We start from the raw sequence: 22,833 nt of genomic DNA, 5'->3' as shown, positions 1-22,833 counted from the left end.
CCTGCGCGCATACTCGACACCCACAAACAACAGCGAGGAAACGACAATGACCCAGCAGACCCGCGTCCCCGAAACCGAGAGCGTTCCCGGCAGCAAGTACGTGTCTGAGGCACAACAAAACGTTGAGGAACAGCTGGTCCGCAACGTGCTGCGCTCCTTCGATGACTGCCAGGATCCGCGGCTAAAGCAACTGATGCAGTCACTCGTAACCCATCTGCACAACTTCATCCGCGACGTCCGGCTCACCGAAGCCGAATGGAACAAAGCCATTGATTTCCTCACCGCCGTCGGCCACATCACCGACGACCGCCGACAGGAATTCATCCTGCTCTCCGACGTCTTCGGCGCCTCAATGCAGACCATCAACGTCAACAACGAAGCCCACGGCGACGCAACCGAAGCCACCGTTTTCGGCCCCTTCTTCGTAGACGACGCTCCCCGCATCGAAAACGGCGGAGACATCGCCGGAGCCGCACCAGGAGAACCCTGCTGGATCGAAGGAAGCGTCAAGGACACGGACGGAAACCCGGTCCCCCACGCCCGAATCGAAGTATGGGAAGCAGACGAAGACGGCTTCTACGACGTGCAGTACGACGACCAGCGCGTGTCCGGCCGAGCCCACCTCTACAGCGACGAAGACGGAAACTACCGCTTCTGGGGACTGACCCCAACCCCATACCCCATCCCCCACGACGGCCCCGTCGGGCAGATGCTGGAAGCCGTTGGACGCTCCCCCATGCGCGCGTCACACCTGCACTTCATGGTCACCAAACCTGGCCTGAGGACACTGGTCACCCACATCTTCGTCCGCGGGGACGAACTGTTGAAATACGACACCGTTTTTGGTGTCAAGGAATCCCTCATCAAGGACTTCGTCCAGCAGGACGCCGGAACCCCTGCTCCCGACGGGCGCGACCTCGGAAATCGCACCTGGGCCCGAACCCGCTTCGACATCGTTCTGCCGGCCGCCGCGGACTAGTGCGAACCGGCAACCCAGCTCTTAGAGTTTCCGGTGGTGCAATACTGCATCCACCGGAAACTTTGGGGCTTTGCAACGAATACCAGATCCAACTACACCCCGCCTGACACAGGACGTCGTAGCTTGGGCTGCCGCCACAGGGACATATATCTGGGTTCCACTGACAGGCTTGGCCACGCCGCCGCCCACAGCAGGGGACAAACCCTGCGGGTTATCCACCGCTACTGCTGGGAGCTAACCCATCGGCTCCCGACTTTCAGCCGTGGATAACCCGACCCCAGCTGTGGACGGAATAGAGTCACCACGGTCAGCTTGTCTGGCCCAATCAGGGTGACGGAGTCTCCATTATCGGCTCTTAAGCACGGGAGTGGATTAGCTGCAAGAGCCTTGGCCCATCGTCCGGCGGCTTCGGCTTTTCCTTGGCGTTGGGCGAGGTGGACCGCTAGATGCAGGATTCTGGGGCACCGAAATAGGTTGAAAGCCGTCGTGCCCCATCGCAGGCCAAGTCGATGATGCTCGGTGAGGAATCTGGTTGGTGGAGGATGCCGTCTCGGAGGCCGCTGACCGATAGGGACGCCATCACGTGGCCCCGGTGGTCAAAAATTGGAGCACCGACGGCGGCCATTCCCGAGGTTACTTCGTCGTCGCTGAGGGCGAAGCCGGCCTCGCGGATTTCTTTGAGCTTTCCGAAGAATTCCGCTCGGGATCGCACGCCGAAACTAAAATCGGAGCTCTGGCCCATGACCGCAGCGTACTCCTCCCAGGACTGCGCGGTGTCGAAGGCCAGCAAGGCGCGGGGTGCGGCACCGATATGCAAGGGCAACGAGCTTCCAAGGGCCAAGCGGCGACTGTTCACTCGTTTACCGTCTATGCGCTCGATGCACACAGCACGGGGACCGCTTTTGATGCACAGGAGGACGGTTTCCCCGGTTGCATCGTGGATTTCGCGAAGCACGGGTAGCGCAGCCCGCCGCAAATCGAGTTGATTCAACAGATTCCCCGCGAGGGAGATCATCTTGCTGCCGATTCGATAGGAGCCGCGGTGGCCGAGCTGTTCTATCCAACCGGTCTCAACAAGAGTTGCCAACATGCGGTAAACGGAGCTGATGGGCTCGCCGGTGAGGTCGGCGAGTCTCGCGGAGGTCGAGAGGCGTTCGACAGCCAACGCATCCATGAGGGAGCTTGCCTTGGCTAACACCGATTCGTTCGACTCGGGGGAATTGAAGTCGTTGCCGGTCGGGACCGGTTTGAATTCGGCCATGAGATCGGTCAGAGTCTGCGCGGCAGCCGCGAGAACAACCTTGGTTTGTTCCTGCTGGGTGACAACTTGGTCGACCAGACCTGCTGCTGTCAGCGCACCGAAAATGCTGCCATCTGCGTTGAATACGGGAAATCCTATGGCTGCGATCCCGTCGACAACCTCGTTGGATTCCATTCTCCAGCCCTCACGCTTGGTGTCTGCGACCAACTGGCGGAGTGTTTCGGCGTCAATGGGCGTCCTTGACGCCCATTTGGCATAGGGGGCTTGGGCAAGGAGCTCGTCGAGAACTTCGGGGGATTGCCATGCCATGAGCACATGGGATGCGGCACCGGTGTGGAGTGGAAGGATACGCCCAGATGAAAGCTCGTGGAGATCGACTTCCGTCGAGTCGACCTGCTCAAGACAAACAGCGGTCCCGTTGCGTGGTATCCACAGGGCGGCCGTTAGACCAAGCTCGGACTGGATGCCTTCGAGCAGGGTAATAAGGGCTTCATGATCGAGGAGAGCATCGGTTGCCGCCTGCGCCAACCGCAAGATCCCCGTGCCCAGTTCAACGAGCCCTGCCGGGGCGCGGCGGAGAAGCCCTGACTGTTCAAGTGAGCTGATGATCCTATAGACCGAAGGCCGCGGTTCGTCGACAGCTTTCGCCAAGTCCGCAGGAGTCGAGGGGCCGAGGGCGGATACTTCATCCACTAATTGCGTTGCTTTGAGCACCAACTGAATCAGCTTGGCTGCTTGCGTCATGTGGCACCCCTCGAATCGACCTTCCTCGGGCCACGGGCGATGTGAATCGAGGGAGCCGGGCAGGACGTCATCCTTCTAGTTCTGCGCCTAGCGAAGACCTGCGGTTGAACCGAACAGCGTTCCAGGGCAGCAAAAACAGGGTGATTGTATTGCTCGAACATCCTGTCCATCATATGCGACGTGCGGTCGCGGTCTACGGCACTAAGCCGATCTAGATATCGCTCAGCTGCGTCGCGTTGCTCGGCGAGAATTCCCATTTCACGACCAATTCGGAGTCTTCACCGTTCGGTTCTGGCCGACAGGGTTTGGGAGAAAACGCAAAAATTTGTGATACCCCGGGCAGCGATCACCGCAAAAGTTGCCCCGCAGTCTTCGCAGACTTGCTCCAGCGAGAAACGCCAAACTTAGGTACACCCCATCCTGACTTAAAACCCGCCTGACAAGGGAGGATAAGGCCTGTGGACGGAGTTCCTGTTTGTTCTCAGAGGCCCGCCCGGTCACAACATGTGTGAAATAACCACCGCCTGCCCCAAACGGACTTCATCAAGTCCAGATTCTTTGGACTATTTCGAAGATTCTCGAGCTACCCACCCCGTTTCCTTCCCCTCCGACTGTCAGGATGGATCTGAGAACATCATGAGCGACCGTCAATAGAACGGAATTTCGCACTATTTTGACGCCAACACACGAAGCGGCGGGTGCCGCCGGGTGATGAGAATCTGAGGACTTGGGGTCAGAGTGATGCTGCATGACTTGGCGGCTAGCATCAGCCGCGCACCCGTGCGCCCTTGACTTCGCATGCCAGATGACTTTCGGGTCGCGAGTCTACGGCGAGGCGACCTCCGAGTATCCGCGAGCGGGGCATGAAGGGGCCCTTGCTTCCCCCTTGCCTCGTCGACCAGTTGACGCAGTTAGGCTGTGGCTTCTTCTACCTCGAGGAGCCAGATGCAGCTAAGGACGTGTTCTTCCATTTCCTTTCTGGCGGTAGCCGCGTCGCCCCGCGCAAGGGCTTCCCGAATCCGGTCGTGATCTTCCTGGCGTTCTCTGATGACCCCTGCCATGGGCTGGGGTGGGCCGGCGGTGCTAACCAGGAAGTCGCTCAGGTCCCACATTCTCCGGCCGGCATTAGCGATGATTCTCGAGGAACCCATCTCGTGAATGGTCTCGTGGAACCTGCGGTTGAGGAGTCGGTAGTGGCGGGCACGGGCGGCTGCGTCCGGGTTGTCTGCAAGTTGGACGATCTTAAGCGATATTGAGTCCAGTTCCTCGAGGGTCCGGAGTGTGCTGCGGCCGGCCGAGACTCCCGCAATGGCGCCTTCAAAAGCGGAGAACATGCGGAAGAAATCTGCGACTTCGGGCTGGGAATAGCTGGCGACGACGCATCCGATCTGCGGGAAAATTTCCACGAGGCCGTCGGAGGACAGCAAACGCAAAGCTTCCATGACCGGCTGTTTACTTACTCCGATTTCAGCCCGAATGTCCTCGACAGACAACTTGGAGCCCGCAGGGTACTCCCCCTCGAGGAGCCGGGTCTTGATCGTTTCATACACGTGGGCGGAGAGCCGCCCTCCCGCACCGGGGACCTGATGGCCTGCGGACTGAAATTCGATGCTCATATGCTTAGTATCCCAAGGGCTAATAGTGATCCTGCTGCTGGTTAGTGCCGGGGCGTATACCTGAATGAGGTAATTTCGATCTTAATTATGCTTCACAGCTGGAATTCCTTGATGCCGGTGTTAAGGTTTGCTGGCGAGGGCAGCGCTTTTCTGCTCGGCCCAGGTACCGCTCATTTTTGCCGGCCAGGCACAGGTGGTTTGGGATGCCAGCCAATGGACGGTACCCGACGAACCGCCGCACAGAAGATGCAGCACGGCGGCTCGTCGGTTTCATCAGATGAACTACAACTGGGGACGTTCGTTGCGTTTCAGAACTGCACCCTGGCTACTTAGCGTTTTCTGGATCAGTTCGATCGGGACATCCGTGATGGTTCCCCCGTGCTGGGCGGCCAAGGCTGCAGCGGTGCCGGCCGCATGGCCAGACACCATGCAGACGGCCTGTCCGCGGACAGATCCGGCAGCTTCATGGTCGGCGCCAATGCACCGGCCGCCGACTGTGACATTGCTCAGGCCATTGGGAACCAGGCTGCGCAGGGGGATCCCGTAGGACTGGGCGATGCGCATGAGCGTGATCCCGCCACCCTCAACCTCCTGCCCCAGTACCGTGCTGCCGGGCTTCACGTCGTGGATGTCCAGGGGGTAGGCTCCCCGTCCAACCTGGTCAGGGAAGTCCCGGCCTGACAGGACGTCCTCTCTGGTCAGCGTGTGATCCGTCGTGATATGCCGCGACTCCCGGATACCAACCTGGTGCGGGACGGAGGAGAGGTAGCAGTTCTCGAACCCCGGAACGTACTTCTTAAGGAACCGGAGGCTCTCCAGGACTTGGAGTTTGGTCTCTATCTCCGCTTTCGTGACGTCGCGTGGATCCGTTCCATCGATGCCGTGCACGCGGGTGATGTTGATCCCCACGTCCTGGCGGCCGGGGAAGGTGTAGATGCCCAGCTCGTCGCGTGGAATGTTGAGGTCTCCTGCTTCTGTAGCTTTTTTGACGAGTGCCCGGAAGCCCTGAAAGTGGACGCCAGGCGTATTGCGGATGTGATCAATGGTGTAGGCCTCGCCGGACCATCCCGGCGGCGTGGCATGCTCGTCCGGGTTCTCTTCCAGGTAGTCCCAGATCCGCTCGAGGTCCACCCCGGCTACCTTATAAATGTTGCTGACCGGCTGGGCCACGGGTTCGCCGCCCCCCGCGCCGTAGGTGAATGCTCCCCCGGCATGAGCCACCAGGTCCGCATCTCCGGAGCAGTCAACGAACGTCCGGGCGGTCAGGGTCTCGGTCCCTGCCTTGTGGGCGACGGTAACGGAGGTAATGGCGCCGTCCTCGACGGCAGCGCCTATGACGATGGTGTGGAAGAGGCATTCCACTCCCGCGTCCTGGGCCATTTTGGTAAGGAATATCTTGGCGGGTTCGGGATCCTGGGCGTTGATTCCTCCGAACATTGAGTCGGCAACGGGGGGTGTTGCATAGCCGTCCTTGACGAGGTCAAGCAATAGCTGGCGGCCGTATCCTCCGAGTGCCCAGTTTCCCTCGAAGTCCAGGGTTCCGAGCATGTGCATGCCGAGAGAAATGATGCCGCCAAGATAGCCCTGCTTTTCCACTACCAGGGTGCGGGCCCCGGTGTTGGCAGCGGCGATGGCCGCCAGGGCACCGGAAGTTCCGCCGCCGACAACAATTACGTCGTAATCTGTTTGCTGAGACACAGTCTCTCCAATTTCGTTTGGTGGAAAAAGTTTTCCATATTTTTTTTGGGGTCAGGCAGGCCGCTGCGAACACATCAGCCTTGTTTTTTGGCCCTGCACGACGGGACCTTCGGGAGGTCCCGGCAGGTGGGCCGAGCATCGGTTGGGATGGTGCTGTTGGGAGCCGGGACTGCAACGTCTACGTCAGCTCGGTTGCGGGTCCGTCAGGTTGGCGAGAGCCATGGCGGGGTTTCCAGGGTGAATAAGGGCTTCGTCGCTCGTCACCCGCCGATGGAGAAGTCCTTTCTATCCTTTGGTTGCTCCGCTGGTGAGACCTCGCACGAATGAGCGTTCCAGAAGGATGAACAGAATAATTACCGGAATCGAGCTAGCGACGGCGTACGCCATGAACTGTCCCCATTGGACGCCGGTGTCGGCAACGAACTGGAAGAGCCCGACCTGGAGGAGCGTCTTGTCCCTGGAGTTCACCAGAATGCTGGCGATCAGCCAGTCGTTCCAGACGAAAAGGAAGACGATGAGAGAAGCGGCTCCCATTCCAGCCCGAAGGTTTGGAAGGACCACGCGGTGGAATGCGCCGATTCTCGAACAACCATCTACCGCTGCGGCCTGTTCCAGCTCAAGGGGCAGCGCCTCGATGAAGCCCCGTATGATCCACATTGCCATCGGCATCTGCCAGGCTGCGAAAACCAGGACCAAAACCAGATGTGAGTCGTACAGGCCTATCTTTACGGCCAATGCGTACAGGGGAATCAACACTGCGATCCCGGGCACCATTGAGGTCATCAGCACGACCATGAGCACCGTGGATTTTCCGCGGAAGCGCAGACGCGCAGCGGCGTAGGCGCCGTACGTTGCCACTGCGAGTGCGAGCACTGTCGCGGCGCCGGCCACGATCAGACTGTTCATCATGTACAGCGGCAAATTTGAAGTTGTGAAGACAGCGATGTAGTGATCGAACGTGATCGGGCTGGGTATCCATTGCGGGGGTGACTGAAGTATGGCATCGGATGACTTGAGGGAGGTGAGAACACCCCATACAAGAGGCGCGAGAGCGAAAACCATCACCAGACCGATAAAGGTTCTTCTGCTGATTGTCTTAAGCAATTTCTGAGACATTGGTATCCCGATCTTAGGAGTCTGCGGAACGGCGCAGCACTCGGATATAGGTGACGGCGAAGGCCATGTTCAGCAGCAGCGCGATGACGCCGTATGCCGATGCCGCTGCCAGGTTGTTACCTTGGAAGGCTTCAAGGTATATCCGGAGGCTGAGGGTCTCCGTTGAGCGCAACGGCCCGCCGCCGGTCATGGTGTAGATCAGTGTCACCATGTTGAAGTAGTAGACGGTCAAATTGATCGCCGTCATGGCCAGAGCGGACGAAATCCCGGGCAGCGTGATATGAACGAAGCTCTTCCACGGTCCACAACCGTCGATTGCTGCGGCGTCGTACAGCTCATCGCCGATGCTCTGCATGGCTGCCAGCAGAAGCACGGTAGCCAGGGGGTAACTTGCCCAGACATTCGCGATGATGATGACTATGGCTGCCGTGTCAGGATTCGACAACGCATCGATGGCAGGCAGGCCAGCAGCTCCCAGCGCTGAGGAGATAGGGCCGAAGCTCGGGTTGAGCAGCCATACCCACAGCAGGCCGGTGACGACCTGCGATATCACCCAGGGAAGGAAGACGATCGTGCGCGCGATAGTAATTCCACGCCCGCTGGAGGTCAGCGAGGCCGCCAGCGGCAGCGCGATCACAAACGCCAGAGCCAACGATCCAAGCACGTACTTGAGCGAGACGGCAACGCTGTTGTAAAAACGTCCATCGGAGAAGAGCTCGGCAAAGTTTCCGGCCCCCACGAACTCACGCACATTCAGATAGGCCGTGTCATGCATGCTGTAGTAGAAGGCCAGTCCGATGGGAACCACGGAAACCATCATGATCAAGGCAATCGCCGGCGAGAGCAGCACCAGTCCGAATTTCCTGTCAGACCATTGCTTTTGGGGCTTCTGGAGGGGTTTCTCCAGGGGAGGTGCCCCGCCGCCCGAGCGGGGTGAGGTTGTCATCTGTAAAGTTGGCACCGAAACTACTCCTTCGTAGATATCGTCTGGTACTGCTTAGAGCAGTTCGTCGTAGGCCTTCGCTGCCTCGTCGGCGACAGTCTTTGCGTCTGCGCCTTCCACGACCATTTTCTGCAGTGCCTCGGCCCATAGCTGGCTTGCCTCGACAAAATGCTCTCCAGCATTAAGGCTGCGTCCGCTGCTGCGGAACCACTCGGCCAACGTGTTGGCCGCTGCGCCTTCGGAGGTTGCGAACCACGGATCGTTGTAGACCGAGTCGCGGGTGGGAAGTTCGCCCGTTTTCTGAACGCGGGCGAGCTGGCTCTCGGCACTCGTCATGTGGCGCATGAACTTGGCCGCTTCCTCCGGATGCTTGCTGTCCTTGCCGAGCGCCACGGTCCATCCGAACACATTGGCGGGCGCTGGCCCGCTCCCGTCAATGCCGGGCAGGGGTGCAAGCTTAAGGCTGGCTCCCCCGGCAGAGGCAGCAACTGCGGTCGCGTATCGGTGGGATCCCAGGAGGGCATAGTGGGAGGCGCCGGCGGTGATGGATTGGTACACATCCTCATACGCGTAGGACACCACTTCTCGGGGCGTTACACCCTTCTTGACCAGCGAAGCGAAGCGCTCGAACGCGCGCACTCCCTCAGGGGAATTGAAGGCCGCTTTGCCGTCCGGATGGAAGACTTCGCCCCCCTCCGCCCAAATATAGGAGACGAAGACCTGCCCTGGTGTCGCGGCCTGGGCGCCGGAGCTGAGGCCCACAATGAGCCCCGAGCGGCCCTTGGCTTTGGCTGCTTCCGCTGATGCCAGCATCTCATCCCACGTCGCCGGTGGCTTGTCACCGCCGATGAAGTCAGTACGGTAGTACAGCGCCTCAGAGCGGTACTCCAGCGGCAGTGCCATTTTCTTGCCCTCGAACGTCAGGCTCTCCCAGCCGAGCAGCCAGTCGTTCTTCTCCTCCTCTGGAATCAGGTCGTCCAACGGAAGGACGTTACCGGCGGCAACATGCTTCGGCAGATCGGTATCGAGGACGCGGACTACGTCGGGCGAGTTGCCTGCGTTCGCCGCCTGCATCAGCTTCGGGTCGATTGTGGCCCATGGCAGGGTGTTGACCTTGATTTTCACGTTCGGGTTAGCAGCTTCAAACGATTTGATGTTGGCCGCCAAATCTCGGCCGCGCGGATCGTCATTTGCCGGATTAATCAGGTCCCAGTACTCAAGGGTGATGGGTCCACTGCTCGTTGTCGCTGAGGGCCCCGTACATCCGACGATGAGGGAGCCGACAGTCAGGCCGACCCCGGCGAGCAGCGCTGCCCTCCGGGTCACGGGTTTGGTGATTTTCAATGTTTCTCCTAAGTCTGTCAAAAATTGGATCCGCCAGTCATGAATGCGCCGAGCAGCCACGTCCTTGCCGCCACTGTCCGGCAGGTTCTGGGGGTAATGAAGAGGCCGAATTCCCTATCTATCTCCTGTGGAATCCGGGAGCAGAGGTCTGGAATGCTTACCGTCTAGCATGCTAGTCTCACTTACATCAGTCTTATCGGAACTGATTTCCCACAATGTGGATAGTATCCATCACTTTCAAAACCCGTCAAGGAAAATTTTTTGGGCCGGACGAAGTTGTCCGCTCGAGCTACGGAGGGACTGCCATCGTGAAGAAGATAATCAACAAACCAGAAGACTTCGTCGACGAAGTAATCGAGGGGATTCTGCTCGCCCACCCCGCCTCGCTCAGATCCGCATCCAAAGACAACCGAGCGTTGGTCCGTGCGGATGCACCACTCGCCAACAAGGTAGGCATCGTCACGGGAGGCGGCTCCGGCCATTTACCCGTATTTTTGGGCTATGTTGGCGAGGGCCTCTGCACCGGCGTCGCAGTGGGCAACGTCTTTTCGTCGCCCTCCCCCGACCAGATACTCGATGCAACGAGGTCCTCCCACGGCGGCGCGGGCGTGCTTTACCTCTACGGCAACTACGGCGGGGACGTTTTCAACTTCGACCTCGCCGCTGACCTTACCGAGATGGAAGACATCGAAACTGCAAGCGTCATCGTCAGCGACGACGTTGCCTCTGCACCCAAAGAACGTGCAGCAACTCGGCGCGGCGTCGCCGGCATGGTGTTCGCCTACAAGATTGCCGGGGCGTCCGCCGAACGAGGTGACTCGCTCTCCGAAGTCGCTCGTCTTGCAACCAAAACGAACAAACATGTCAGGTCTATGGGCGTTGGTCTGTCACCGACGATTCTGCCTGCAGCGGGCGAACCGACATTCACCCTGACGGAAGGTGAGATGGAAATCGGGATTGGAATTCATGGGGAACCAGGCGTGCACCGTGGAAAGCTGGAGTCGGCGAACCGAATCACCGAGCGGCTGCTGAAGGAGATCCTCGACGATCTCGATCTCCGGGCCGGCAGCCGGGTGGCCCTCATGGTGAATGGCATGGGCGCAACCCCCGCTGAAGAGCTCTACGTGATGTTCCGCCGGGCAAAGCAACTGCTGGATACAGCAGACATCGAGATCCACCGCGCGTACGTCGGCGAATATGCCACGAGCCTGGAGATGGCCGGCGCCTCCATCACTGTCCTGGCCCTGGATGACGAGCTCACCGAACTGCTCGATGCTCCAGCCGTAAGCCCCTTCTTCGAACAGCGATAGGAATACCAACGATGAATGTTACAGAACTCCGCGGCGTACTCGCGCGCACGCTGACTGCTATGCCGTCCCACGCCGACGAACTGCGGAAACTGGACGCCGCACTCGGAGACGGCGACCTGGGCATTACCGTAGAGTCCGGATCGAACGCTGCGTTCGCCGCCCTCGCAGATCTGGACGACGCTGCTGACATCGAGCTTGTGCTGCGTGTCGCCGCCAAGGCATTCTCAACGGCAAACCCCTCGACCTTCGCCGCCTTGATCGGCGGCGGGGTGCTCGCAGCATCAAAAACGGTGACGGGTAAGACCGAACTCGCACGCGAGGACGCTCTGGAAATCGGAGAGGCAGTTGCTGCTCGAATCGCAGAGCGCGGCAACGCCAAGCTCGGCGACAAGACGGTACTGGACGCATTGATCCCGAGTCTCGATACCTTGCGGGGCATCAACGGAAACAGCGACGACCCGCTGGCGGCGATGATAGACACCGCAGCAGCAAGCGTAGAGGAAACTTCACACCTGCAATCCGCCAAAGGACGAGCCTCCTGGATGCAGGAGCGCAGTGTCGGACACCCCGACGCTGGCGCCACCGCCTACCTCCGATTCCTACAGGAGCTCCGTGCGAACTGGTCCTCGTAGCCGCTCCGCCCGGCGCATTCGTCCTGTGTAGGACATCGTTCACCGGGCAAGCCCGCAGAGGCGTGGCCGCAGCAGACCCTGAGATTTTTACTGTCTTCGACACTGACGCCGACCGCATCCCGTCGGAATCTCGTGTCCTAGGCATATGCCCGGACTACCGTGCCGGTCACATTTCTCGGTGTCGTCGCCCCTGTCTGTCCCCTGCTCGCCCGAAAAATTCGGGCGGGAAGGGTGCTGATGGGGGCGCTGCTGCTTCTGTTGGCGCCGCAGCGCAGAATTAGACCATTAAGACCAAGCCGTAGTTTTCCTCACGGCGATTCGTGCAGCTCTTGCTTCTCAACGGCCACACGCTCGAACCTTGATGCTTATCGGCTCCGGGCTGGAATACCTCAATGCCACGCGACTAGTCAATACTCGGATAAGCTCCCAACATGTCTGGGTGGGGTTGGAATCCTGAAACCTTCAGTGCAATTGGCACGGTGGGGGCAACATTGGTGGGCAGTGTCGCTCTGTTGATCGCTAGTAGCCAGGTGAAAATGGCCGGAAGAGACTTGGCAATGAGGGCTCAAGCACGCCAGGTACACGTCCGGATCCTAAAGGACAGTATGATGCCGCGCGCATATCCGGCCACGTCGTCTGCAGAGCACAGCGGACACTGGGTCAGTTTCGCTAGGTCGACTATCAACGCAACCACTCGGGTGGTAGATGTAGAAATTCTGAACGCCAGCCAAGGACATATCAGCCTCCACTGCCTCGCATCTGTAGGCGGATGGCCCGTGGAGGGAGAGGCGGGCTACGGCACTATGACAAGAACAAGCTGGCGAGGTTCTTACCACGGTCTTGCATTCACGAAGAACACGGTGGCGCCGGGAGAACGGAACCTACTACGAATTCCGGTCGCCGATGAGTTCATGTATGTGCAGCACAACATGGGGGTGCAGTTCCAAGATTCTGAGGGGAATACTTGGACGCGGTCATTGGATGGAATGCTGATTAGAGGAGAAATGAAACCACGGATGCGTGCTTAGGTGTCAGGGCCCGGAACCCCTCACTGAATCATTGAGTTTGAGGTGATCTCCTCATGAGTGCACGAAGCGGAGCGGCCGTACCAACGGTAATTCATATCCAGTCCATGTCCGTCCGGTGCCCGTTCCCGTGGGATGTGGTTGCTTGGCGCCATTCCACGGAACGTTCAGGGGCGTTTATCGCTGCGGCGCAATAATTCGGCTGTTTCAGATGTTCGGCCTGAACTTCCCCGACTTCACAGACACAACCGCAAGCCGGCCAACCGCATCAACGACGGACTTCACTGCTAATGCCTGACGCCGCTCCCCTGCCAGTACGGCGATCATCTGATCTCCATACCCGGCAAAAGGGCCGGGAGGACTCCGTTTCATCTAGCGGGAGTCTGTCTCAACGCTCGTGCGGACGACTTCAAACACTCAGTTCAGGTGACCTCAGAACTTCATCCGTAGATCATGGAGAACAGCGGCCCATCGGCAGGGACTTTGGTCATATAGGCACACCCCAACATGACGTCAGGCAGGGACACAAAAGGCCGTCAGAGTAGGGTTGAATCCTTCTTTTCTGACGACGGGCCGAGAAACACCTAGACCGAAACCTGACACCCACACGGCAATGATCCAACAGCCTGTTGGACAACTGGATCGGCCATACGGATGCCAGTCCACGCAGTGAAAGAGGTTACGGCGGGACAGGTCCCCATCTCCAACGCCGAACTATTACCGCTTGCCCTTTTTCCGCGAGCCCTTGCCCCGGCCCTTGTCCGGATTGGGGGCGTACCGCTGAGCCACTTTCGCCTTCTTGACGCCGGTGCCGCGACGATCCGGCTTGGGTTCCTTCTTAGGCTTCTCCTGCTGCGCAGACGGCTGCCGGGAGCTTTGCGCCGTGCGACCCCGGACTATTCCGATGAACTCCTCGATGATCTCGTCCTCGGATCCGCTTGGCCATGCCAGCGCTATCTCCGTCACGGGCGCCCCTGTGAGCCGGCGCGCGACGGTGTCTTTGACGTTGAAGTGCCTGGCCACGGACATGGGCAGGATCGCCAGGCCGGCGCCCGTCGCGACAACCTGCAAGGCCTGCTCGGGTCCACCGAGCGCCGCGACATCCAGGAACGTCTCCTCAGCCAGGTCAGTCAGGGGCACTTCCTCAAAAACAGAAATTTCGTGGCCTTTGGGCGCAACCACCACCGGCTGCTCTTCGTAGAGCGGGATGACGTTCAGGCCTTCGCGCTCCACCGGTAGCCGGACAAAGCTGAGGTCGGCGGTGCCGTTCCGCAACACTTCCAGCTGCGCGCCGTCGTCGGCCATAAAGGACTGCAGCGGGATATCCAGCACGCGTTCTTCCCAGCGGCGGATCCACTTCCCCGGAGTAACTCCGGCCACGTAGGCAAAACGCAGCACCCGCGGGGCCTCCGGTGCGGGAGATTCGGAGGAGCTGGGGTTCTGGGCGTCAATATCAGCAGGCACGTCTTCACAGTACCGCCCGCACGCTGCGCCAGTACTCCCCCGCTGGTGCCCCGGGCGCAGGGACCCGGATACCCTTGAACCATGACCTCTGATAACTCCCAGTCCATGAAGCCGGCCACCGTTGCCAAGAAGCTTGGCATCTACCTGCCCGCAACACCGCAGGAGTTCCAGGATTCAACCATCAGCCGCGCAGATTTCGCCGAGCTCCAGTCCAATCCGCCCGAGTGGCTCGTCGAGCTCCGCCGCAACGGCCCGCACCCGCGCCCTGTCGTTGCCCAGAAGCTGAACGTCTCCATCAGCGGCCTGGCCCGCGGCGGTGTTGAGGAAGCACTGACGACGGCGGAAATCACCGCCCTGCTGCAGGCTCCCCCGCAGTGGCTCGTCACGGAACGCTCCACTCACGCCGCGGTGCGTGCCGAGGCCCAGCGCGTGAAAGACGAGGCCGCTAAAAAGGCAGCCAAGAAGGGCTAGCCGGGCTCCTCCGGGCAGCGCATGCTTAAGTTGCGTGCAACGTCCACCTTGGGAGGAAGCGGGCGGGATCGCGGAGAAGTAACTTAGATCATTGTTGAACAATCTCTTGCCAAGATTGTTCAACAGTCTGTAGTGTTGCCTGTGACACCCCATCTGTGACTACGGTCACCCGCAACCTCTTGGACGGCCACTGTGGAAAGCACCGCAACGCTCAAATCAGGCACAACAAAAGCCGGGCGACGCTCGGCACTCCTCGGCGCCATGTTCCTGATGGCCACCAGCGCTATCGGTCCTGGCTTTATCACACAAACGGCAGCGTTCACCGTGCAGCTGGGGGCTGCCTTTGCCTTCGCCATCCTCGTGTCCATCCTCGTGGACATCGCGGTGCAGACCAACGTCTGGCGCGTCATCGGCGTTTCAGGCCTGCGTGCGCAGGAACTCGGCAACAAGGTCCTCCCGGGGATTGGCTGGTTCCTCGCCGGACTGGTCTTCCTGGGCGGCCTGGTTTTCAACATCGGCAACGTCGCCGGCACGGGCCTGGGCACCAACGCCATGATGGGGCTGGATCCCAAGCTCGGTGGTGCCATCTCCGCGGTCATCGCCATCCTCATCTTCCTGAGCAAGCGAGCCGGCGTGGCGCTGGACAAGATCGTGGTGATCCTGGGCGCCGTGATGATCCTGATGACGCTCTACGTGGCAATCGTCTCCGCCCCGCCTCTCGGTGAGGCGCTTCGGAACACCGTGATGCCGGAGAAAGTGGACTTCCTGGTGATCACCACCCTCATCGGCGGCACCATCGGCGGTTACATCACGTACGCCGGCGCCCACCGGATGCTCGATTCCGGCGCCACCGGTGTGGAGCACGTCAAGGAGATCACCCAAAGCTCTATCCTGGGCATCCTGGTGACCTGCGTGATGCGCGTCCTGCTCTTCCTGGCGATTTTCGGAGTGGTGGCCGGCGGTGTGGCCCTGGCCAACAACAACCTTGCCGCCTCCGCCTTCGAAGCCGCCGCCGGCCAGATCGGCCTGCGCATGTTTGGCGTGATCCTCTGGGCCGCCTCCATCACCTCGGTGATCGGCGCTGCCTACACCTCCGTTTCCTTCGTGACCAAGTCATCCACCAAGGAACGCACCCGCAACCTCATCACCGTCGGCTTTATTGCCTTCTGCGCGGTGGTTTACCTTCTGATCGGCCAGGCGCCGCAGCAGCTGCTCATCTTCGCCGGCGCCTTCAACGGCCTGATCCTCCCCGTGGGCTTCGCCCTCCTGCTGTGGGTGGCCTGGCGCCGCCGGGACCTGCTGCACGGCTATGCCTACCCCAAATGGCTCCTCATCATCGGCGTCCTTGCCTGGCTGCTCACGCTGTTCCTTGGCTGGAACTCCCTGACCGGCCTCGCCAAGCTGTGGGCCTAGGAGCAACCGGTGACACTATCAACAAACTCCCCCGCCGGCGTCGAACTTCCCAACAATCCGGCGGCGCTGCTGCCGTCCCAGGCCCGCGCACTGTTCCGGGCGGGCCTTGTGACCCCCACCTCCGGCTGGAGCGCCGGATACGCGCAGGCCAACCTGATCATCGTTCCCAAAGCCCAGGCGTTCGACGTGCTGCTGTTCGCGCAGCGCAACCCCAAGCCCTGCCCTATTTTGGGAGTGCTCGACGCCGGCGAAACCACCGGCGCGCTGCTGGCCGGCGGCGATGTGCGCACTGACGTTCCCCGTTATGCCGTGTACATCGACGGAGAAAAGACCGACGAGCCCACTGACATCACGGCCTACTGGCGCGATGACCTGGTGACCTTTATTGTCGGCTGCAGCTTCACGTTTGAGGCTGCCCTCCAGGAGAACGGCATCAGGGTGGCCCACATTGACCAGGGCGTGAACGTCCCGATGTACCGCACCGACGTCCGCTGTGAACCGGCCGGTTCCCTGGCCGGACCCCTGGTGGTGTCCATGCGGCCCGTTCCGGCGTCGCAGGTTGCCGACGCCGTCCGGATCACCTCGCGGTATCCGGCAGTCCACGGTGCGCCGGTGCATGTGGGGAATCCGGCCGAGCTCGGCATCGACAATCTTGGCCGCCCGGACTTCGGCGATGCCGTGGAAATCCCTGCCGGCCATGTTCCCGTGTTCTGGGCCTGTGGGGTGACGCCGCAGGCCGCCGTGATGGAATCCAGGCCGGCCCTGGCGATTGGGCACGCCCCTGGGCACATGCTGATCACCGACGCCAGGGACAGCAGCTACCTGGTGCCGTAGCTCCTGCGCCGCTGGCCACTTCTGCCGTTTCTGCACACTGCCACTTGTACACAGTGCCACGGGTCCGTTTTCCGGAGCCGTGGCACTGCTGCGTTTTTAGGCGGTCAGGCGGGGATGGCACCGATGTGGGCCAGCAGCTCCTGCTCGGCGGCGTCAAGGTAACGGCGAAGCTCGGCGGCCGCCTCTTCGCGCTGGCCGGAGCGGATCTGGTCCACCAGGGCCGCGTTGCGCTCCACGTAATGGCTGTGGAAATCAGGAGTGGTGGCCATGGCATGGAAAACCAGGCGCATCTCGGCCAGGACCTTTTCCATCAGCTCATCCAAGGAGGCGCTGCCGGAGAGTGAGACCAGCGTCTTGTGCAGTTCCTGGTTGGCGTCTGCCATGCCGGGAATAGAGCCGGCGGCCAGCGCCTCCCGGGCCCCCGCGATGATCGCATCAAGCCGGTCCAGGGTTCCTTCAGTCTTCTCGCCCCACAGCACGGCCGCGGGTTCGATCAGGCGCCGAACCCGGTAGATCTCGCGCACGTCCTCCGCGCCCGGGGCCGCAACGTAGACGCCGCGGTTGGGGATACGCTGCACCACCGACTCGCCGGCCAATACCGTAAAGGCCTCACGCAGCGTGTTCCGGGAAACGCCCAAGGCTTCGGAGAGCTTCTGCTCGGACAGTTTGGTCCCGGGCGGAAGCTGCCCGGCCGAGATCCGTGCGCGCAGCACGCCGGCAACCCACGCCCCTGTGTGGGCGTGGGTTGCGTGGCCGCCGTCGGCGATCCCTTGGAGTGCAGCGTTCATGGGCATGATCCCAATCTACCTAAGCGGGAGAAGGATCAGTGCACTGGCGCCCACCACAGCCGCCCTCGCCGCTGGCGGGTCAGGCGATTTTGGCCAGGACGTCCCCACGCCCGACGGCGGTGCCCGGCTCTTGCGGGCCCCTCGCCACAGTGCCGGACCGGTGGGCGGCCACGGTGGTTTCCATCTTCATGGCCTCGAGCACCGCCACAGGCTGCCCGGCCACCACAACATCACCGGTCTCCACCAGCCATTTCACCAGCGAGCCAGCCATCGGCGACGTGAGGCTGGTGTCCTCGGCCGCAATGGAACCTCCGGCAAGGCCAGCCCCGGCGGAGCCGGAACCGGAAAGCGCCCCCGAACCGCCGCCGCCGCTGAGCAAAGCCTCGTAGAGCCCGGCCGGCAGCCCAAGCTGCACCGCCTTTCCGTCCAGCTCCACCGTGATGGTGTTCCGGGCGGCGTCGGGTGCGGCGCGGGCAATCTCGGGCGACGCGGCGAGCGGTTCGGCAAACTCGTTCTCGATCCACGTGGTGTGGACTCCAAGGTGGTCTTCGGCCAGGAAATCGGGGTGGCGTACCACGGCCCGGTGGAACGGCAGCACCGTGGGCAGGCCCTTGATCTGCATCTCATCTAGGGCGGCCCGGGCCCGGCGCAGGGCCTGGGGACGGTCCTCGCCGTGCACAATGAGCTTGGCCAGCAGCGAATCGTAATGGCCAGGCACCACCGATCCTGAACGGACGCCGCTGTCCACGCGAATGCCGGGGCCGGTGGGCGGCTCGAAGGCCTCCACGGTGCCGGGACCGGGCAGGAAACCGCGGGCAGGGTCCTCAGCGTTGAGCCTGAATTCGATGGCGTGCCCGCGCGGTTCAGGATCCTCGGTGAAGGGCAGGACACCGCCGGCGGCGATCCGGAACTGTTCACGGACCAGGTCCACGCCGGAGGTTTCCTCAGTAACGGGGTGCTCCACCTGCAGCCGGGTGTTCACTTCCAGGAAGGAGATGATGCCGTCCTTGCCCACCAGATACTCCACGGTTCCGGCACCGTGATAGTTGGCTTCCCGGCAGATCGCCTTGGCGGAAGCGTGGATCTGGGCGCGCTGTTCGGGGGTAAGGAACGGGGCAGGTGCCTCCTCCACAAGCTTCTGGTTGCGGCGCTGCAGCGAGCAGTCGCGCGTGCCCAGCACCACCACGTTGCCGTGCGTATCCGCCAGGACCTGGGCTTCCACATGGCGGGGCTGGTCCAGGAAGCGCTCCACAAAGCATTCCCCGCGGCCGAATGCCACGGTGGATTCGCGGACCGCCGATTCGAAGGCGTCCTCAATATCCTCAAGGCGCCGGGCAACCTTCAGCCCGCGCCCGCCGCCGCCGAAAGCAGCCTTGATGGCCACCGGCAGGCCGAATTCCTGGGCGAAGGCCAGGACCTCGTCGGCGTTGGCCACCGGACCGTCGCTGCCCGGCACCAAGGGGGCACCGGCCCGCACGGCGATGTCACGGGCAGTCACCTTGTTGCCCAGTTCCCGGATGGACTGGGGCGTGGGGCCAATCCACGTCAGCCCTGCGTCCATCACCGCCTGGGCGAAGTCCGCGTTTTCTGACAGGAACCCGTATCCGGGGTGCACCGCGTCTGCCCCTGCCCGGCGGGCCACTCCGATGATCTTGCCTATGTCCAGGTAGGTCTCGGCGCCTGATGACCCGCCCAGCGCGAAGGCCTCGTCCGCCAGCCTCACGTGCAGGGCGTCGGCGTCGGGATCCGAGTACACGGCAACGGACTGCAGGCCGGCATCGGAGCAGGCGCGGGCGATGCGGACGGCAATCTCGCCGCGGTTGGCGATCAGGACCTTTTTCATGACGGGATTCCTTCTGAAATGATGCCGCTGGCGGCTGGTTCAAGGGGTTCGAGGGTGGCCGGGTCCACCATGGTGAACCGGACCCGGCAGCCTGGCGGCAGTTGCGCCGCCGTCGGAAGATCTTCGGGCACGACGACGGCGATCACCGGATAGCCGCCTGTCACCGGATGGTCGGCCAGGAAAAGGACAGGATGCCCACTGGGCGGAACCTGCAGCGCACCCTCCACGGCGCCTTCGCTGGCGAGTTCGCCCCCGCGGCTGCGTTCAAGGGACCGGCCGTCCTCCGCTTCGGGTACAAGCCGCACGCCGATCCGGTTCGACTGGTCCGTGACCTGCCAGCCCTGGCCGGCGAGGGCCTGGACGGCCGCCGCGGTGAACCAGTCATCCCGCGGGCCCGGCGTCACGCGGAGCTCTGCCGTTCCTGGTCCCAGCCGCAAGGTGGAGGTTTCGGGCTCACCCACCGGCCGGACGCCGTCGACAGGTGCTACCGGAAGCAGCGTTCCCGCGACCAGCGGAGCGGGACCCAGACCGGACATGGTGTCGCTGGACCTGCTGCCAAGCACCGGCGGGACGTCGAAACCGCCGCGGGCCGCCAGGTAGCTGCGCAGCCCTAGGGATGGGGCACCCAGGGTGAGGCTTTCGCCGTCGAGCAGGGCAAAGGGAGCACAGCCGGCGGGGCGGCGCAGCACCTCTCCCGTCCCGGAGCGGATCTCCAGCGGAACGCAGGCGCCTGCCGTTGCGAGAACCTGGTCCCCCCTGGCCCTGACGGAAAGCCCGCCGAGGAGATTCTCCACCACGGCGGCGCCGGGTTCGTTCCCCACCAGCCTGTTCGCCTGGCGGGCTGACTGCTGGTCCGCCGCGCCGGCCGCGGAAACACCCAGGTCCCCCAGCCCTGGCCTGCCCAGGTCCTGCAGGAGCGACTGCAATCCGGGTGACTCAACTTCCAGTCCGGAAACCCTTTCGTCCCGCTCACCTGCAGCGTTCTCTGCAGGAACCGCGTGGGCACGGCTTGCTGCACGCACAGCGGCGCTGTCTGCCGCGGTTCTGTCCACGGCCACATAACGCACTTTGTCGCCGGGCCGGATGAGGGCGGGCTGCTCGCTGTCCAGATCCCACATCACTGCAGACGTCCGGCCGATGAGCTGCCAGCCGCCCGGGGACTGCCGCGGATAGACGGCAGAGAACTTACCGCCCAGGGCTACGGATCCGGCAGGCACTGCCGTGCGCGGCGAGGTCCTTCGTGGGACGCTGAGGGTATCGCTCTCTCCCACCAGATAGGCGAAACCGGGGGCGAAGCCGCCGAAGGCAGCCGTCCACACCTGTCCTGTGTGTGCCGCGATGACGCCGTCGGCCCCGAGGCCGGTGAGCCTGCCCACCTCGGCGAGGTCCTCGCCGTCGTACACCACCTCTATGGTGACCTCCCTGCCGCCGTCCTGCTCGACGGCGTCAAGCTGGAAATGTTCGACGGCGGCGCGCGCCGCCAGCGCCTGGCGGTGCGAGGCGAATTTCAGCAGCACGGTTGCGGCGGCAGCGACGGCGTCGAGCTGGCCGGGGAAGGGCTCCGCTTGAACGCGGCGATGGAAGGCGAGCACTGACACAAGGTCCGTCAGCTCCACCAGCAATGCGCGCGGCCCGGCCCAGCGGACGCCGGTGATGCTCATAGGAAGCTCCGCACGGTGACGCCGGCCGCCTCAAGCCCGGCCCGGACAGCTCCGGCCATGGCCACGGCGCCGGGGGTGTCCCCGTGTACGCAGATGCTGTCAGCGTGCACCGCCAGGACTGAACCGTCCCGCGCCACAATTTTGCCCTCCGTGGCCAGGCGCACCATGTTCCTGGTGACCACGTCGTTGTCGTGCAGCACTGCGCCCTCTTCCCGGCGGGACACCAGGGTGCCGTCAGGATTGTAGGCGCGGTCGGCGAAGGCTTCCGCCACAGCCCGGAGCCCGCGGGACTCGGCCTTGCGCAGCGCCACCGAGCCGGGCAGGAGCAGCAGCGGCAGTCCGGGGCTGAACGTATGGACGGCATCCACCACCGCCTGCGCGTGCACCTCGTGATGGACGATGGTGTTGTAAAGGGCGCCGTGTGGTTTGACGTATTTGATCTCCGAGCCTGCTGCGTTCGCCAGGGCCTGCAATGCCCCCAGCTGGTACAGCACATCATCTGTCAGTTCAGTGGCTGAGCAGTCCAGGAACCGGCGGCCGAATCCGGCAAGGTCCCGGTATCCGACGTGGGCGCCGATGGTCACGCCTGCGGCTACGGCGTCGCGGCAGGTCTTGGCGATGGTGCTGGGGTCACCGGCATGAAAGCCGCAGGCCACGTTGGCGCTGGAAACGTGGCGGAAGACGGCGGCGTCGTCGCCCATGGTCCAGCTGCCGAAGGACTCTCCGACGTCGCTGTTCAGATCGATGAATGGCATGTGACCCTCGTCTCAGGTTGGCTACTCCACCCATCATGCCTGATTTTCTCAGATTGTTCAACAATCTAGCCGGGTAAATCCTGTGCTTGTTCGCAGATGCGGCCCGTCAGGGTTCTGATATGCAAACAAGGCCAGGTCAGCAGGGCGGGGAACAGCAGGAAAATCCCTTACTGGGGCGGTCCGCAGAAGCGCGGCACCAGGGCCATTGACCGCCGTCGTCCCAGGGGTTGAAATGGAAGCAACAGCCTGGATTACTGGGCCGGGCCTGATGCATGGAGGTGCCGTGGTGCCAGCCGCAATGGAGTTCCTGCTTCTCACGGTGGGGCCGACGCTTTTGTGGGGTTCCCTGCTGGTGTCCGCGGTGGCCGGCACGGTGTTCGCCGTCCGCCGCCACGCCATGCAGCAGGCCGACGGAACCTCAGACCCGTTGTTTTGGGACCTCTTTATGGGTTCCGTTGTGGCAGTCCCGGCCATTCTGATCCCGGCGCTGGAATCACCGTTGTCCGGCTTGCTGCTCACTGTTGTTGGCGGGGCCGCGGGTATCGCCTCATACCGGTACAGCCCCCGGGTTATGGCATGGCAGCAGCTCAGGAGGCAGCGGCGGCTGGATCAGCCCGTTCACCAGGCAGCGCAGGCACAGCATGAGGAACTGCTGGCCCGCTGGCGCAGATACGAACTCGATCCGGCCCTCTGCATCGACTACCCCGCCATCACCGATGTCCGGATGCCCGAAACCTCGGCACTGATCAGGGCTATGCGTGATGCCGAGCAGTTGCGGGCGGTACGCCACGAAGGGTACCCGCCCGCCGTCACCCGGCTTGTCCAGGCCCTTGCCGCCGCGGAAAAGGCTGCCGGGATCCCGGCAAACGGACACTAGGGCCTGGCGGCGGTCATCTTCCGGCTACGGGGTGCCGGTGTTGCTAGTCGGTTTTTGCG

18 protein-coding genes are annotated in these 22,833 nt (G+C 62.4%); 7 read left to right on the top strand and 11 right to left on the bottom strand.

The annotated features are described in order from the left end of the window. Nucleotides 1–46 precede the first annotated feature (46 nt). Nucleotides 47–979: an intradiol ring-cleavage dioxygenase gene (locus F8G81_RS00390; protein WP_267277077.1), complete on the top strand. Its 933-nt coding sequence runs from the start codon at nucleotides 47–49 to the stop codon at nucleotides 977–979. Nucleotides 980–1,421: 442 nt separating this feature from the next. Here the strand turns inward: F8G81_RS00390 and F8G81_RS00385 are convergent, their stop codons facing one another. The 6 genes from F8G81_RS00385 to F8G81_RS00360 all read right to left on the bottom strand — a co-directional run bounded on the left by F8G81_RS00385 (nucleotide 1,422) and on the right by F8G81_RS00360 (nucleotide 9,701). Next, nucleotides 1,422–2,984 (bottom strand): IclR family transcriptional regulator, encoded by a 1,563-nt coding sequence (locus F8G81_RS00385; protein WP_267277076.1) that lies wholly within the window; start codon nucleotides 2,982–2,984, stop codon nucleotides 1,422–1,424. 911 nt (nucleotides 2,985–3,895) lie between these two features. After that, a complete protein-coding gene (locus F8G81_RS00380) occupies nucleotides 3,896–4,600 on the bottom strand; it encodes a GntR family transcriptional regulator (RefSeq protein WP_267277075.1) in 705 nt (234 codons plus the stop codon). 282 nt (nucleotides 4,601–4,882) lie between these two features. After that, entirely contained in the window at nucleotides 4,883–6,298 is a 1,416-nt protein-coding gene (locus F8G81_RS00375; RefSeq protein ID WP_267277074.1) for an FAD-dependent oxidoreductase, read from the bottom strand. 285 nt (nucleotides 6,299–6,583) lie between these two features. Further along, on the bottom strand, nucleotides 6,584–7,414 hold the full coding sequence (locus F8G81_RS00370) for a carbohydrate ABC transporter permease (RefSeq protein WP_267277073.1): 831 nt from the start codon (nucleotides 7,412–7,414) through the stop codon (nucleotides 6,584–6,586). A 13-nt stretch (nucleotides 7,415–7,427) separates the two neighbouring features. Beyond that, nucleotides 7,428–8,360: a carbohydrate ABC transporter permease gene (locus tag F8G81_RS00365; protein WP_267277072.1), complete on the bottom strand. Its 933-nt coding sequence runs from the start codon at nucleotides 8,358–8,360 to the stop codon at nucleotides 7,428–7,430. A gap of 51 nt (nucleotides 8,361–8,411) precedes the next feature. Then, on the bottom strand, nucleotides 8,412–9,701 hold the full coding sequence (locus F8G81_RS00360) for an ABC transporter substrate-binding protein (RefSeq protein ID WP_267277071.1): 1,290 nt from the start codon (nucleotides 9,699–9,701) through the stop codon (nucleotides 8,412–8,414). A gap of 308 nt (nucleotides 9,702–10,009) precedes the next feature. Between F8G81_RS00360 and F8G81_RS00355 the strand changes: the two genes are divergently transcribed. Beyond that, nucleotides 10,010–11,011, top strand: coding sequence for a dihydroxyacetone kinase subunit DhaK (locus F8G81_RS00355; RefSeq protein ID WP_267277070.1), 1,002 nt, complete (start codon nucleotides 10,010–10,012; stop codon nucleotides 11,009–11,011). Between the two features lie 11 nt (nucleotides 11,012–11,022). Next, a complete protein-coding gene (locus F8G81_RS00350) occupies nucleotides 11,023–11,643 on the top strand; it encodes a DAK2 domain-containing protein (RefSeq protein WP_267277069.1) in 621 nt (206 codons plus the stop codon). Between the two features lie 1,742 nt (nucleotides 11,644–13,385). On the opposite strand, the gene F8G81_RS00345 is transcribed toward F8G81_RS00350, so the two are convergent. Further along, complete coding sequence (locus F8G81_RS00345) at nucleotides 13,386–14,120, bottom strand: LysR substrate-binding domain-containing protein (protein WP_267279351.1); 735 nt, start codon at nucleotides 14,118–14,120, stop codon at nucleotides 13,386–13,388. Nucleotides 14,121–14,213: 93 nt separating this feature from the next. On the opposite strand from F8G81_RS00345, the gene F8G81_RS00340 reads away from it, so the two are divergent. From F8G81_RS00340 to F8G81_RS00330, 3 genes are all read left to right on the top strand, one after another. Next, nucleotides 14,214–14,603 (top strand): DUF5997 family protein, encoded by a 390-nt coding sequence (locus tag F8G81_RS00340; protein WP_267277068.1) that lies wholly within the window; start codon nucleotides 14,214–14,216, stop codon nucleotides 14,601–14,603. Between the two features lie 192 nt (nucleotides 14,604–14,795). After that, nucleotides 14,796–16,016, top strand: coding sequence for an NRAMP family divalent metal transporter (locus tag F8G81_RS00335; protein WP_267277067.1), 1,221 nt, complete (start codon nucleotides 14,796–14,798; stop codon nucleotides 16,014–16,016). 9 nt (nucleotides 16,017–16,025) lie between these two features. Beyond that, entirely contained in the window at nucleotides 16,026–16,850 is an 825-nt protein-coding gene (locus tag F8G81_RS00330; protein WP_267277066.1) for a putative hydro-lyase, read from the top strand. A gap of 104 nt (nucleotides 16,851–16,954) precedes the next feature. Here F8G81_RS00330 and F8G81_RS00325 read toward each other — a convergent pair whose 3' ends face one another. From F8G81_RS00325 to F8G81_RS00310, 4 genes are all read right to left on the bottom strand, one after another. Then, a complete protein-coding gene (locus F8G81_RS00325; protein WP_267277065.1) occupies nucleotides 16,955–17,644 on the bottom strand; it encodes a GntR family transcriptional regulator in 690 nt (229 codons plus the stop codon). 73 nt (nucleotides 17,645–17,717) lie between these two features. Continuing rightward, nucleotides 17,718–19,481: an acetyl/propionyl/methylcrotonyl-CoA carboxylase subunit alpha gene (locus F8G81_RS00320; protein ID WP_267277064.1), complete on the bottom strand. Its 1,764-nt coding sequence runs from the start codon at nucleotides 19,479–19,481 to the stop codon at nucleotides 17,718–17,720. Next, a complete protein-coding gene (locus F8G81_RS00315; protein WP_267277063.1) occupies nucleotides 19,478–21,142 on the bottom strand; it encodes a carboxyltransferase domain-containing protein in 1,665 nt (554 codons plus the stop codon). The genes F8G81_RS00320 and F8G81_RS00315 overlap by 4 nt, the downstream gene beginning before the upstream one ends. Next, nucleotides 21,139–21,897 (bottom strand): LamB/YcsF family protein, encoded by a 759-nt coding sequence (locus F8G81_RS00310; protein ID WP_267277062.1) that lies wholly within the window; start codon nucleotides 21,895–21,897, stop codon nucleotides 21,139–21,141. Before F8G81_RS00310 ends, F8G81_RS00315 begins: the two co-directional genes overlap by 4 nt. A gap of 232 nt (nucleotides 21,898–22,129) precedes the next feature. Here F8G81_RS00310 and F8G81_RS00305 point away from each other — a divergent pair, with 232 nt between their 5' ends. Next, complete coding sequence (locus F8G81_RS00305; protein WP_267277061.1) at nucleotides 22,130–22,774, top strand: hypothetical protein; 645 nt, start codon at nucleotides 22,130–22,132, stop codon at nucleotides 22,772–22,774. Nucleotides 22,775–22,833: the final 59 nt, after the last annotated feature.

Source organism: Arthrobacter sp. CDRTa11 (genome assembly GCF_026427775.1).
Taxonomy (GTDB): domain Bacteria; phylum Actinomycetota; class Actinomycetes; order Actinomycetales; family Micrococcaceae; genus Arthrobacter.
Note: the sequence above shows the minus strand (reverse complement) of the source record. Positions and strands in the feature narration are given on the sequence as shown.

Excerpts from the sequence above, each read along its gene's own strand:
- F8G81_RS00390 (WP_267277077.1), top strand. The coding sequence starts at position 47 with ATGACCCAGCAGACCCGCGTCCCCGAAACCGAGAGCGTTCCCGGCAGC.
- F8G81_RS00385 (WP_267277076.1), bottom strand. The coding sequence starts at position 2,984 with ATGACGCAAGCAGCCAAGCTGATTCAGTTGGTGCTCAAAGCAACGCAA.
- F8G81_RS00380 (WP_267277075.1), bottom strand. The coding sequence starts at position 4,600 with ATGAGCATCGAATTTCAGTCCGCAGGCCATCAGGTCCCCGGTGCGGGA.
- F8G81_RS00370 (WP_267277073.1), bottom strand. The coding sequence starts at position 7,414 with ATGTCTCAGAAATTGCTTAAGACAATCAGCAGAAGAACCTTTATCGGT.
- F8G81_RS00365 (WP_267277072.1), bottom strand. The coding sequence starts at position 8,360 with ATGACAACCTCACCCCGCTCGGGCGGCGGGGCACCTCCCCTGGAGAAA.
- F8G81_RS00350 (WP_267277069.1), top strand. The coding sequence starts at position 11,023 with ATGAATGTTACAGAACTCCGCGGCGTACTCGCGCGCACGCTGACTGCT.
- F8G81_RS00340 (WP_267277068.1), top strand. The coding sequence starts at position 14,214 with ATGACCTCTGATAACTCCCAGTCCATGAAGCCGGCCACCGTTGCCAAG.
- F8G81_RS00325 (WP_267277065.1), bottom strand. The coding sequence starts at position 17,644 with ATGCCCATGAACGCTGCACTCCAAGGGATCGCCGACGGCGGCCACGCA.
- F8G81_RS00320 (WP_267277064.1), bottom strand. The coding sequence starts at position 19,481 with ATGAAAAAGGTCCTGATCGCCAACCGCGGCGAGATTGCCGTCCGCATC.
- F8G81_RS00315 (WP_267277063.1), bottom strand. The coding sequence starts at position 21,142 with ATGAGCATCACCGGCGTCCGCTGGGCCGGGCCGCGCGCATTGCTGGTG.
- F8G81_RS00310 (WP_267277062.1), bottom strand. The coding sequence starts at position 21,897 with ATGCCATTCATCGATCTGAACAGCGACGTCGGAGAGTCCTTCGGCAGC.
- F8G81_RS00305 (WP_267277061.1), top strand. The coding sequence starts at position 22,130 with ATGGAAGCAACAGCCTGGATTACTGGGCCGGGCCTGATGCATGGAGGT.